At 74.3% G+C, this 237-nt stretch carries 1 protein-coding gene; it reads right to left on the minus strand.

Annotated features, from left to right (window positions below):
- The coding region (locus IF01_RS43370; protein ID WP_037783179.1) for an acyltransferase domain-containing protein at nt 1-237 on the minus strand (237 nt) is incomplete at both ends.

The following is a 237-nucleotide window of genomic DNA, read 5'->3' on the forward strand; positions in this document are numbered from 1 at the left end:
GCCGTGACCGCGTCCGCGTCGCCCGACACCACCGTCGACGACGGACCGTTCACCGCCGCCACCGACAACCGCCCCGCCCACAAGGCGAGCCGCTCCCGCACCACGTCCACCGGCAACGGCAACGACGCCATGCCACCGCGCCCCGCCAGCACCTTGATCGCGCGGGAACGCAACGCGACGACCCTGGCCCCGTCGTCGAGACTCAGGCCGCCGGCCACACAGGCGGCCGCGATCTCA

This window comes from Kitasatospora purpeofusca (genome assembly GCF_000718025.1).
GTDB classification, from domain to species: domain Bacteria; phylum Actinomycetota; class Actinomycetes; order Streptomycetales; family Streptomycetaceae; genus Kitasatospora; species Kitasatospora purpeofusca.